Source organism: Mucilaginibacter sp. OK283 (assembly GCF_900110415.1).
In the GTDB taxonomy this organism is placed as follows: Bacteria; Bacteroidota; Bacteroidia; order Sphingobacteriales; family Sphingobacteriaceae; genus Mucilaginibacter.
The window spans coordinates 189,712-202,354 of the sequence record NZ_FODR01000008.1; the positions used below are offsets into that span (position 1 = coordinate 189,712).

General features: G+C 43.4%; 10 protein-coding genes. 6 read left to right on the forward strand and 4 right to left on the reverse strand.

The window, feature by feature from the left end:
- Window positions 1-113: 113 nt before the first annotated feature.
- The 3 genes from BMX56_RS18845 to BMX56_RS18855 all read right to left on the reverse strand — a co-directional run bounded on the left by BMX56_RS18845 (window position 114) and on the right by BMX56_RS18855 (window position 4,109).
- Complete coding sequence (locus tag BMX56_RS18845; RefSeq protein WP_090651226.1) at window positions 114-1,304, reverse strand: winged helix-turn-helix domain-containing protein; 1,191 nt, start codon at window positions 1,302-1,304, stop codon at window positions 114-116.
- A 138-nt stretch (window positions 1,305-1,442) separates the two neighbouring features.
- Window positions 1,443-3,338: a DNA topoisomerase IV subunit B gene (locus BMX56_RS18850; protein ID WP_090651227.1), complete on the reverse strand. Its 1,896-nt coding sequence runs from the start codon at window positions 3,336-3,338 to the stop codon at window positions 1,443-1,445.
- Between the two features lie 105 nt (window positions 3,339-3,443).
- A complete protein-coding gene (locus BMX56_RS18855; RefSeq protein WP_143065476.1) occupies window positions 3,444-4,109 on the reverse strand; it encodes a hypothetical protein in 666 nt (221 codons plus the stop codon).
- Window positions 4,110-4,365: 256 nt separating this feature from the next.
- Here BMX56_RS18855 and BMX56_RS18860 point away from each other — a divergent pair, with 256 nt between their 5' ends.
- Window positions 4,366-4,659 (forward strand): GNAT family N-acetyltransferase, encoded by a 294-nt coding sequence (locus tag BMX56_RS18860; RefSeq protein WP_090651229.1) that lies wholly within the window; start codon window positions 4,366-4,368, stop codon window positions 4,657-4,659.
- A 47-nt stretch (window positions 4,660-4,706) separates the two neighbouring features.
- On the opposite strand, the gene BMX56_RS18865 is transcribed toward BMX56_RS18860, so the two are convergent.
- Window positions 4,707-6,278: a hypothetical protein gene (locus tag BMX56_RS18865; protein ID WP_090651230.1), complete on the reverse strand. Its 1,572-nt coding sequence runs from the start codon at window positions 6,276-6,278 to the stop codon at window positions 4,707-4,709.
- Between the two features lie 723 nt (window positions 6,279-7,001).
- Between BMX56_RS18865 and BMX56_RS18870 the strand changes: the two genes are divergently transcribed.
- From BMX56_RS18870 to lspA, 5 genes are all read left to right on the forward strand, one after another.
- Window positions 7,002-7,766, forward strand: a complete 765-nt coding sequence (locus tag BMX56_RS18870; RefSeq protein ID WP_090651231.1) for an ABC transporter ATP-binding protein — start codon at window positions 7,002-7,004, stop codon at window positions 7,764-7,766.
- Window positions 7,767-7,925: 159 nt separating this feature from the next.
- On the forward strand, window positions 7,926-9,044 hold the full coding sequence (locus BMX56_RS18875; RefSeq protein ID WP_090651232.1) for an ABC transporter permease: 1,119 nt from the start codon (window positions 7,926-7,928) through the stop codon (window positions 9,042-9,044).
- A 504-nt stretch (window positions 9,045-9,548) separates the two neighbouring features.
- Window positions 9,549-10,283 carry a DUF2490 domain-containing protein gene (locus BMX56_RS18880; protein ID WP_090651233.1) on the forward strand — a complete coding sequence of 245 codons (735 nt, stop codon included), beginning with the start codon at window positions 9,549-9,551 and terminating at the stop codon, window positions 10,281-10,283.
- A gap of 186 nt (window positions 10,284-10,469) precedes the next feature.
- Window positions 10,470-11,765, forward strand: coding sequence for a phosphopyruvate hydratase (gene eno / locus BMX56_RS18885; protein WP_090651234.1), 1,296 nt, complete (start codon window positions 10,470-10,472; stop codon window positions 11,763-11,765).
- A 144-nt stretch (window positions 11,766-11,909) separates the two neighbouring features.
- Window positions 11,910-12,440, forward strand: a complete 531-nt coding sequence (lspA, locus tag BMX56_RS18890; protein ID WP_090651235.1) for a signal peptidase II — start codon at window positions 11,910-11,912, stop codon at window positions 12,438-12,440.
- Window positions 12,441-12,643: the final 203 nt, after the last annotated feature.

The following is a 12,643-nucleotide window of genomic DNA, read 5'->3' on the forward strand; positions in this document are numbered from 1 at the left end:
CACGTTATCCACAAGCATCATTTAAAACAAAATGTCATTTCGAACGAACCGGCGTAGGCTTTGTGCGCGGGGGTGAGGAGAAATGACATTTTTTTAGTTTTACCCCTCCCCCATCAAAAAGCAGTCCCAATAACCTCCAGATAATCAACCCTATTTGACTTTTTAAAAACAATATCCCGGCAGTTATTAAATAGAATAAAGGCTTTTAGCGCCGCTGTTATCTTCCCTATCATGGCCTCGTCAAGCTCTACCTCCTCAAAATGCAGGTTATGCACAATTAGTACTTTTTGTTTTCTGTCGGCTTTGGCATCCATGCGGGCTACAAAGGTGTCGCCTACCAGTACCGGTAAACAGAAATAGCCGTACTTGCGTTTGGGCGCGGGCACAAAGCATTCAATCTGATAGTCAAAGTCAAAAAAGTCCCTCAAGCGGTGCCTGAATACATTCAGGATATCAAAGGGCGAAAGGATAAAAGCATCACCCGCCAGTTCAACCTCGGTTTGCTGGCCAGGCAACATATAAAGCGGGGCGCTTTTTAACCCTTCTACCTGTACGATGCGCACTTCGCCTGTGGCTACCATTTTCTCCAGTTCTTTTTTAACCAGGTTGCCCTTTACATAACGGGCGCGCCAGGCCATTTCTTTAACGTAGGCTATCCCCAATGCACCCAGCGTTCGCCTGATCACGAAGCGGGCAAATTCCTCTGCCGTGGGCATGGTTAAATCCGTATCCGGCGGAATTAAATTTATCGGCACATCATATACTTTATGAAAACTTTTAGTGCGGGTGATGGTCAGTTTGCCATCCAGGTACAACCGTTCGAGCGCCACTTTGGCCGGGCGCCAATCCCACCAGCCCGAGCTGGCCTCCAGCCGGTCGTTCTCAAAATCACCAACCATCAGGGGACCTTCGCGTTCCACCCGGTCAAGCACCTGTTTCATGAGGCGGGTCTCTGCCGGTGTCAGGGGCTTCCGGTTTACCGAAAAACCTTCCTTAACGGGCAACGAAAAACGAAAATCCCTCATCGGGATATACCCCGCGTCGGAAGTAAAATATTCAAATATCCGGCCGTCTGCTGTCAGCTCGCCCAGCCATTCCGGCTCATAATCGGGTACGCGTGCGGCCATCACGTGGTGATGCGCCCTTTCCACCACGTAGTTGGTATCCAGCTGCACAAAACCCAGGTGATCAATAAGCCGGTAAACCGCCTCAATCCCCGTCCCAAACTGCTCCTGCCTGGCTAACCCGGCAGCGTGAAGGATGATTTTTCGGGCCTGTGGTTTTGATAGTATCAGAGGTTCCATACCAATTCGTTTTTCAGCAGAGGCACATCACATAAACCTCCGCAAAAATTCCGTTCGCAATTAGGTCATTACCATTTTTCGGCCTGACGACATTACCCGCAATGGGGCGTGCATTATGTATTATGATAACAAATCGGGTTAAACTGCAACTGGCAATGCCACCCCATCGGCCTCTTCGGCAACCAGCGGGTTAATGCTTTCATCATCTTTTTCAACCCGCAGGTTGTTTACAATGTGCATCTGGCGGGTTGGCGTGTTTTTGCCCATAAAATATTCCAGCAGGCCTTTAATATTGGCGTCTTTCAGGATCACGGGATCAAGGCGAATATCTTTACCTATAAACAAGCCAAATTCATCGGGCGAAATCTCACCCAATCCTTTAAAGCGGGTAATCTCGGGCTTGTTGCCTAATTTGGCTATGGCGTTACGGCGTTCCTCATCGCTGTAGCAATAAATGGTTTCTTTTTTATTACGGACCCTAAATAGCGGTGTTTGCAGGATAAACACGTGGCCAGCCTTTACCAGGTCGGGGAAAAACTGCAAAAAGAAAGTCATCAGCAGCAGGCGGATGTGCATGCCATCCACGTCGGCATCAGTAGCTATTACGATGTTGTTGTACCGCAGGGCATCCAGACCATCTTCAATATTAAGGGCGTGCTGTAGCAGGTTAAACTCTTCGTTTTCGTAAACTACCTTTTTGGTTAGACCGAAACAGTTAAGCGGTTTACCTTTTAAGCTAAAAACGGCCTGGGTCATTACATCGCGCGATTTGGTGATGCTTCCGCTGGCCGAATCACCCTCGGTAATAAACAGTGTAGTATCCTGGCGACGCTCGTGGGTATCTTCAAAATGCAGTTTACAATCGCGCAGCTTACGGTTATGTAATGATGCTTTTTTGGCGCGCTCATTGGCCAGCTTTTTGATGCCGGCAATGTCTTTACGCTCCCGCTCTGATTGCAGAATGCGTTTTAATAATGCATCGGCAGCAGCCGGATTTTTATGCAGGTAATTATCCAGTTCCTTTTTCAGGAAATCGTTGATGAAACCACGCACCGATGGCCCTTCGGGGCCAATATTTTGCGAGCCAAGTTTGGTTTTAGTTTGCGATTCAAAAACCGGCTCCTGTACCTTAATGGCTATAGCCGCAACTATAGATGCGCGGATATCGGCAGCATCAAATTCCTTTTTATAAAACTCGCGGATGGTTTTAACAACTGCTTCGCGGAAAGCAGCCTGGTGGGTACCGCCCTGTGTAGTGTTCTGGCCGTTTACAAACGAGTAATATTCCTCGCCATATTGCTGCCCGTGGGTCATGGCTATTTCAATATCCTCGCCTTTAAGGTGGATGATAGGATAGCGCAGCGTTTCTACATCGGTATTACGCGTAAGCAAATCATACAGCCCACGTTCCGAAAAATATTTTTGACCGTTAAAGTTAATGGTAAGGCCCGAGTTGAGGAACACATAGTTCCAGATCATACTCTCAACAAACTCCGGGATAAAACGGTAATGCCTGAAAATGGTATCGTCGGGTATAAAGTTAATAGCCGTACCGTTGCGTTGCGTGGTTTCCTTTTCGGGTTCGTCCCGAATCAACTCGCCTTTGGCAAATTCGGCCAATTTGGTACGGCCGTCGCGGTATGATTGTACAATGAAATTGTTCGACAGCGCGTTTACCGCCTTGGTACCCACACCATTTAACCCTACCGATTTTTGGAAGGCCTTGCTATCATATTTACCGCCGGTATTTATTTTACTTACGCAATCAATAACCTTACCCAACGGGATACCGCGGCCATAATCGCGCACCGATACTTTATGATCGCTCATATTTACCTCAATGGTGCGGCCGCTGCCCATTACAAACTCATCTATCGAGTTATCAACAATCTCTTTAAGCAATACGTATACCCCATCATCATAAGCCGAGCCATCGCCCAGTTTACCAATATACATACCTGGGCGTAAACGGATGTGCTCCTTCCAATCGAGCGAGCGGATACTATCTTCACTGTAATTAACTGGTTCTGCCATTTATAAAGTAGAATTTTAAAGCAGGTGTTACTATGCACCTATTTGCAAAAATAAAGTTTCGGTAATGAATTGAGTATCCAAAACTGTTAACTTACTAACATAATGTTAATGAATCTTAAACTTAAGGCAATTGCTGGCCCTATCGGCGTTCCGGAAAAATTCGGGATCTTTTTCGTTGGTAAAGCAAACCGCCATAATTGTACCGGTATGGTTACGCTGCAAAATAATGAGTAAGGCGTATTTGTAGCTTTTGGTTTCGGGCATGTCCATCAGGGTTAGCAGGTACGATTTACCGGCATCGGCATTATAACGCGCCAGCACATTGGCCGGAATGGGCCTTACAAAATTGTCCTGTTCGCCAGAAAAATTAGTTGCCTGTGCTTTACCAACCTCCAGGTATGACGAATCGGGATTTTGCTGTTCATGGTTGCGCTCCAAACTCAGCCAGTTTTGTTTTAAGGATTTTACCTGGAACCATATCTCAAACTCACGCCCCGGAATTTCCATAGCATAGTCAAACGAAAAATTCTCGTTATTTACGGCCGGAATCTCTCTGAAACCTTTTGGGAAGGTAAAAGTAACATTGGCATTGGCCAAAATTTTTGAAAACTCGCGAAATTCCGTGCTACCCTTAACCGGCTTAACCGTTACAGCAGGCAGGGACTTTTTCCTGTGTGCGGCCAAATATAACGGACGCTTTGCCTGTGCAAAAACATCTGTAATGCATAGCAATAGTATAGCCTGAAGTAAAATACATTTAAGCTGCTTCACAATAGTTTTCATTAACGCGAAACCAGGGCTGTTTCTTTATGTAATTCTATAAAAATAGAACCACAAATCAAAATTAATTATAATTTAAAAACACAAACAACTAAGTTAATATCAGCTATTTGCATTAGTTAAATGGCATCTTATACCACTTTCCTCTTTTTATTTAGCCGGATAAAAAATCAACCAAAAATACTGCAACAAAATAGCTTTATAAATTTTGTTACTAATTTAGTTTCGGCACAAATTTAAAAAAAACATGAAATACCAGGACATCCCACTTATTAATAACGAAGCCATGCACAATTTTGAACTTATTGTAGATGGCAACAGGGCCTTTATTGATTACAAGTTAAAGGGCGATAAAATTTACCTGATACATACAGAAGTACCCGTAGAAATGGAGGGCAATGGTGTTGCTGCCGCGCTTGTTGAAAAGGCCTTTAATTATATTGAAGAACGCCACCTGAAAATTGTGCCGCTTTGCGCATATATCATTGCTTATTTAAAACGCCATCCCGAGTGGAAGCGTTTACTTGCAATAGCAGAATAAGCTTAAAGAAATCGCCCGGCAATATCATGTTCCTGGGCGGTTTGCTTTTATGGCTGCAGCCAAACAACTTTTACACCTTTTTTGCCGCTTTCTTTTGATAGCTCAAGGGTGATATACAAATCGTTTTTACGATCGTAATCAGATATCGAGAAAAGGCCAAGATCGTGATCGCGTTTGCTGGCAGGGTTACCAAAAACATAGTCTCTTTTTGGGGTAACGGCGGCGCCGGCGAGGGGATAGTAGAAGCCATCACAATCGCTCACGCCCTTGATGCCAACCAGTTTTCCGCTTTCCTGTTTATCGTTGTTGCGTTCGGTATCATTAAACAAAATAAAACTTTTGCTTTTGCCATCCAGGTAGGCAAATGATTTAAACTGGTTGCCTTTAACCAGCGTTTGCGCCGTCCCCTCCCTTACAGAGTGATAAAACGGCCGCAAATATGTTTGATTAAGCACATGATTTTTGCGGATCAGGTACTCGCTTACCATCTCGCCGGTTTTGCTGTAGTTAACCACCGCCATATCGCCCAAAATGGTTTCGGTAATACTGCCACCATACGAACCACCGGTGTGCGTGTCTATAGTCATCTTTTCAGATACCACAGTAAAGGTGCCATCGGCATTAACAAAAAGGTTTTGCGGCAAACCATTATAACCTCCCAGCTTTTCGGAGGGTGATATTGGGTCTACCCGATTTATCTTGCGCTCAAAAGGATTTACAAAAGCAAGCAGCGGAATATAGCTATTGCTGCTTTGTTTTTCTCTGGCTAAAGCAATTAATACTAATGATTTGGTAGCGGGAATGTAACGGGCAATGCCATTATCAACTATCAGGTCTTTTGAAAAACCAAGTTCGGTAAAGTTAACAGAGGTTGCGCCTTTATCCAGGTTGGCCATAATCAGTTCGCTCTCTTTGCCGCCGCTATTTTTGGTATTAAAACCGTAGGCCAGCACGCACACTTTATCGCTGCCAATAACGGCCATATCTACATAGCGCAGGTATTTGTATTTTTCTTCGGGCGAGGCATAAAAAGCCCTGCCCGTTTCTTTATTATCGGCCCCATAAGTTACGATTTCGATGCGTTTGCTCCTTTCCGATTCAAAGGAGTTAAACTTTACCACAGCATAGTTATCACTGTTGGGATCTTTGCGCACATAAAACTCGGGCATCGGCACATCGCCAAAGGCCATGGCATAGCCTTGCATAAAACCTACTCGGCTCAGTTCGCTTATCTTTTTATCGTCTTTTAATGTGCCGGTTTTAGCATCAATTATCAGCCTGTATAAAACAGGGGTACGGGAATCCACTTCGCTTATCAGTAAAACAGCATCGCCGTTAATTTCAAAAACACCCTCAATATAACCTTGCTTCAATTTGCCGTATGATGGCTTCACATTGGTTACCACTGTTTCTTTATGGCTTGGATCATAAACGCGGATATCGATACCATCTTTATTGGTAATGCGAAAAAACAAGGTTCCCCCAGTCTTCATTTCCAGGATTTTGGCAAAACCATCTTCGGGTTCCTTAAAAACAGGTCCTTCGGCAATAGGTTTGAACTGGGCTTTAACTGTAGCACAAAGTAAAACTAACAGGAGTAGTGAAAAAGGTCTTTTCATTTGGTTTTAATAACTGGCGATTAAAAATAGGTAAAAATAGGTTTCAGAACAACTACAAATTGTTTTGAAATAAACCCGGCACCAACACTAATATTGGTAAAGCCTTCCATCCAAATTATTTCCTGATGTTTACCGGCAGTTCTTCATTTTCGTCTATCATTCATCGGTAATTTTCCGCCGTTTACCGGAAGTTTGCTTTGCTTCGCCTAATAACCATAGTTAAAAGGCCATTCTGTTTGCATTTTTGAATCAACAAATCGCAATCACCATGAAAACTTTACTTGCTATACAAATCATCCACCTGATAGTTAAAGCTGCCGAACACGCCGAAGCTATCATTAATTCCATCGGTCACCTGATAAAATAAGCCCCCCAGCCCCCTTGAGGGGAGCTTTTAATTGTCAGGTTCTATATATATCAACGTTACTCCCATAATGCTATTAATAAACGGCAACGCCATGCAAAAAGGGAGATAAAACAAACGGGAACTGGGCAAAATCGGCAGCCGAAGATAAAACGGTTAAAAGCACGATGAGCCCGTAACCAAAAACATAAAGAGCAGCCCCCCCGGAAGGGAGAGCTTAAAAAAGCCTCCCCTTCCGGGGGAGATTATTTACATTGTTTTTATTTAAGGGGTGTTCATGATGGCTGCGCCGTTTAGAGGGGGCCGGGCGCATTTAAATAATTCATGGTTATTTCATTATTCTGTTGCATTTTTACCCTATGGCAAAACCACCCATTATCACTGTAAAAAACCTGGTAAAAAACTACGGCGATTTTGCAGCCGTAAAAGGCATCAGCTTTGAAGTTTACGAGGGCGAGATCTTCGGCTTACTTGGCCCCAATGGCGCCGGGAAAACTACTACGCTTGAAGTTATTGAAACCCTGCGCGAAAAAACATCGGGCGAAATCACTGTTGACGGCTTTAATATTGATACCGATAAAGACAGCATTAAGCAACGCATAGGTGTGCAGCTACAGGCAGCCGGCTATTATCCTAACCTTAACCTATCGGAATTGATAGAACTGTTTACCGGATTATACGGGGTTGACAAAACACCCACCGAAATGCTGGAGAAAGTTGCACTTGTTGATAAGGCCAAGGCAAAATATAAAGATCTTTCAGGAGGGCAAAAGCAGCGGTTCTCTATCGCCACCACGCTTATTAATAACCCAAGGATCATTTTTTTGGATGAGCCCACAACCGGCCTTGACCCGCAGGCCCGCCGTAACCTTTGGGACCTGATCCGCGAAATACGCGACCAGGGCACAACCGTTGTGATAACCACTCATTACATGGACGAGGCCGAGGTGTTATGCGACCGTGTTGCCTTTGTTGATGGCGGCCACATCATTGGCATAGATACCCCCGATCATTTTATTGATCAGCTGGTAGAAACCGGTTTCGAACGTAAAAAGCAAGTTAAACTGGCCAACCTGGAGGATGTTTTTATTAACCTGACGGGTAAGGAATGGCGGGAAGGTTAGCCCCCCGGCCCCCTGAAGGGGGAGTAAGTTGGCAGTTTTGAGTTGGCAGTTGGCATTCAAAAAAATGACTTAATGACGCCGCAGGCAAATAACTCAACGACCAATGATCCCGCCGGAAAAGACCAATGAACTAATGAACAAGTGAACCAATGAACCAAAATGAACCAAAAGAAATATAGCAATACAAAAGCAACCCTGGCTATTGCCAAGGCAAGTTTCAGGGCCATACTGCGCAGCCCCTCGGCGGTGGTGTTTACCTTGGCATTCCCTTTAATATTTATTATTGTTTTTGCCAATATTGGCGGCGGGGCCCCTTCTGTTGATGTTGGTGTTGCCAAAGGCTGCGATACTACCGGAAAACTTTATCAGCAACTTAAACAAAAGCAGTTGATAAATTTTATTACCGATCAGTCGGCTGATGAAATGAATAAGAACCTGGCAAAAGGGCAAATAGATGCTATTATAGATATTAAACCGCTGGTGCCCATGCAACCCTTGAATATAAAGGTGCAATACAGCAAGGCTTCAAACAAAGGAGGCATTTTACGATCGATACTGAACAATGCTTCTTATAACGCGCAACTGGCCGAGTTAGCCAAAATACAATCGGTATCGGGCTTTAAAATACCCGAGGCTGTGCACCTGGAGGAAACTACCGTATCAGGCCGCGCTTATAAATACATCGATTTTATTTTACCCGGGCAGTTAGGTTTTTCCATTTTAAGCAGCGGCGTTTTTGGTACTGCCTTTGTTTTCCTGAGTTTACGTTTAACGTTGGTTATCAAGCGTTTTTTTGCTACACCGGTAAAACGATCAAGCATTGTTTTGGGTGAGGCTTTGGCCAGGATAACCTTCTCGTTACTGGGTGCGTTGTTCATCATTTTAGTTGGCCATTACCTGTTTGGCTTTACACTAATTCACGGGGTTATCACAGTTGTAAATATGCTGGTACTCTCGGCTTTCGGTCTCATTATATTTATGGGCTTTGGATTCATCATTTCGGGCATTGCCAAAAACGAGGGTACGGTACCTCCCCTGTCTAACATTATTACCATGCCGCAGTTTTTACTGTCGGGCACTTTCTTTTCAGTAACAGCTTTCCCTAAATGGCTGCAGGCCATCAGTAACGCTTTGCCTTTAACACATTTAAACAATGCTATGCGCAAGGTGGCTTTTGAAGGTGCGGGCCTGGCAGATGTAACGCATCAACTCCTGATCCTTTTAATTTGGTTTGTGATTGTTTATGCTGTGGCTATCAAAACTTTTAAATGGGAATAGTTTTTTAGTAGCAAGTAGTTAGTAGCAAGTAGTAAGATTGATTGCCCCCAGAGCAAACGCATCTTAGGTGGGTTAACATAACTTAACACATTTTAGATTATTTTCTTATAAATACCTAACAATCAGTATTTTATTTTTTCTCAAGGTTAACACTAAACTGATATCTTCTGCTCATTCTCTAAATCTGCAAACAGCGTAGCCTTCTTGAACACCTCTTAAAAACAAACAAAAGGTGAAAATGCTGATTCAGACAATTCGCGATAGGGATAAAAGCGGATACCGGCCCGCGCCTAATGCCATGTGCGCGTATGAGCGGTGAGCCCGGGCCGCAGGCATCGCCCTAAATCGACAAATTTTAAATCTCACTACATTAACAAAATAAACTTTTCTTTTCCATCGGCCCACTCATTGATAAAATTTAACATTAACTTAACATTAAGGCGTTGTAACTTAACACTAACGTAACATTAAGGAAATACATTTGCACAATTAAACCCCTAAGTTATGTTCAAAATCAACATTGGTGCCGTTTTAGTTTTTATTTTGTTAACAGTATGTTCATTCGCCGTTAAAGCCCAGGATACCAAAGTTGGTACATGGGGCATAGCCACCGTGGTATTACCGGGCGATAGTGCTCATAAATGGGGCGGATACTCCGAAATTCAAACCCGAACAAACGGCGCGTTTACACAGTTTCAGTACTACGAGGCAAAAGCGGGCGTAAGTTACGATCTGGATAAAAATTTTACCGCCCTGCTTGGTACCGGAACTTACCATACTTATGATTATACCGATCTTGATAAAGGCCCGACAACCAATGAATTCAGGTTTTGGGAGCAAATGACGGTTAACCAGTTTTTAGACCGCTTTAAATTCGAACATCGTTACCGTATAGAGCAGCGCTGGGTAAATGGCGATTATCGCAACCGCTTCAGATATCGCCTAAACATGTTTATCCCGTTAAATCACAAAAAAATTATTGCCAACACCTGGTTTATCTCAGTTTTCGACGAGGTGTTTTTTAATAACAGGGTACCCAATTTCGAGCGCAACCGCATTTCTGCTGCTTTGGGTTACCAGGTGGATAAAAGCTGGATAGTACAAGCCGGCTGGATAAACCAACGTAATTATACAACCATACAAAGCAGCGCCAAACACAATATTATGCTCATGTTGATGTATCGTATTAACCGCAAAAACGCTGTGCAGCGTGAACATGTGCCTACCACGACCGATTAAGGCCGGAATTTTTCCTTTTAAAGACAAAATCAGCATAAAAACATTTTAATTTCATGTTAAATTGCTGTTACCCTTTGGCATTATTGATTAATAATGATAACAAATACAAAATTTCGATTGTGATTTCTTGATTTTGCTGTTAACTTAGCCGCCGTTTACAATTTACAAATATCTGACAATAAAAAAATGAGCTTAATAATTGACGTACACGCCCGCCAGATTTTAGATTCGCGCGGTAACCCTACTATCGAAGTAGAAGTATTAACTGAAAATGGTGCGTTCGGTCGCGCTGCGGTACCTTCTGGTGCATCAACCGGTGTACACGAGGCTGTTGAACTTCGCGATGACGATAAAACAAAATATATGGGTAAAGGCGTGTTAAAAGCTGTTGCCAACGTAAATGACATTTTAGCTCCCGAATTAAAAGGCATTGATGTATTTGATCAAAACAGCATCGACGCCCTGATGATTGAAATTGATGGTACCGAAAATAAAGGCAAAATTGGCGCCAACGCTATATTAGGTGTTTCATTGGCCGTTGCAAAAGCAGCAGCACAGGAAAGCCGCCAGCCTTTATACCGTTACATTGGCGGTGTAAATGCCAATACTTTACCTATCCCGATGATGAACATCATCAACGGTGGTTCGCACTCTGATGCACCTATCGCTTTCCAGGAATTTATGATTATGCCGGTTGGCGCCCCTTCTTTCTCTGAGGCATTGCGTTGGGGTACCGAAGTATTTCATAACCTGAAAAAAATTCTGCACGACCGTGGCTTATCAACAGCTGTAGGCGACGAAGGTGGTTTTGCTCCTACTTTTGAAGGTACCGAAGATGGTGTTGAAACCATTTTAAAAGCCATTGAAAAAGCAGGCTACAAACCAGGCGAAGATATCTTTATCGCTTTTGACTGTGCTGCATCTGAATTTTACAAAGACGGCAAATACGACTACACCAAATTTGAAGGCGAAAAAGGTGCTATCCGCACCAGCGCCGAGCAGGTTGAATACCTTGCCGAACTTGTTGCCAAATACCCTGTTATTTCGATTGAAGACGGTATGGCCGAGGATGATTGGGATGGCTGGAAATTATTAACCGAGAAACTGGGCAAAACTGTACAGCTGGTGGGTGATGATTTATTTGTAACCAACACCAAACGTTTACAACGTGGTATTAACGAGGATACTGCAAACTCAATCCTGGTAAAAGTAAACCAGATTGGTTCGTTAACAGAAACCATCAACGCGGTAACTTTAGCGCAAACCAACGGTTATACATCAGTAATGAGCCACCGCTCTGGCGAAACTGAAGATGCTACCATTGCCGATTTAGCTGTAGCATTAAATTGCGGTCAAATCAAAACCGGTTCGGCTTCACGTTCAGACAGGATCGCTAAATACAACCAATTGCTTCGTATTGAAGAAGAATTAGGCGCAAACGCAAAATTCATTGGTAAAGATTTTAAATTCTACAAAAAATAATTTCGACCGATACTAAGAGCCATCTGTAAACAAAACGGATGGCTCTTTTTTATAAAATGACCAACATTTGGGCCCGCATTTTATGGGGCCGACAACTTAAGTAACGCCTGTTACGTTATAAACAAATACCAGTACTAAATTTTGATGGATAAGAAAAGGGTTTCGAGGGGATTTTGGTTGTTATTGCTTTTAGCATTAGTTATTGGGGCCGACAGGATCAGCAAGATATATGTACGTGATCATATTCATTTTGCCATTGTTATTACGGTTGTGAAAAACTTTTTGACCATTACCAGGGTAGAAAATACAGGTGCATTTTTAAGTATCGGCGATAAGCTGGCCAATCCATGGCATTTTATCCTGCTTTCGGTTTTACCAGCCGCGGCATTGGCCTGGGGTTTATTATACGTGCTATTAAAACGTGGTTTAACACTGCTTAACCAGGCCGGCATTATTGTAATACTGGCAGGTGGCATAGGTAACCTGTATGATAGGGCTGTTTATGGCAGCGTAACCGATTTTGTACACATGAACTTTGGCATTTTTGAAACCGGCATATTCAACATAGCCGATGTAGCTATTATGGTTGGTGTAGGCATGCTGCTATTGAACGCCTTTATGCGCGAGCGTGAACAGAAAAGGCAAGCGGCCGCCGGGAAAGCGGTTACGGCTTAACGAGTTTAAAGCAAATGTATAGAGGGGCAGTTTATAGGTAGTATCAAGTCTTAAGTCGAAAGACTGAGCCTCAATTTATGAGTGACTTGACAGTAGTATTCCGGTGTATTGCCATTTTTACTAGTTATAGTGCCCCAAACGACAAATTTAGGCTTTAATATGTGCCGAACCTACAGCTCTCAAAAATTGTTTGTTTACCCCCC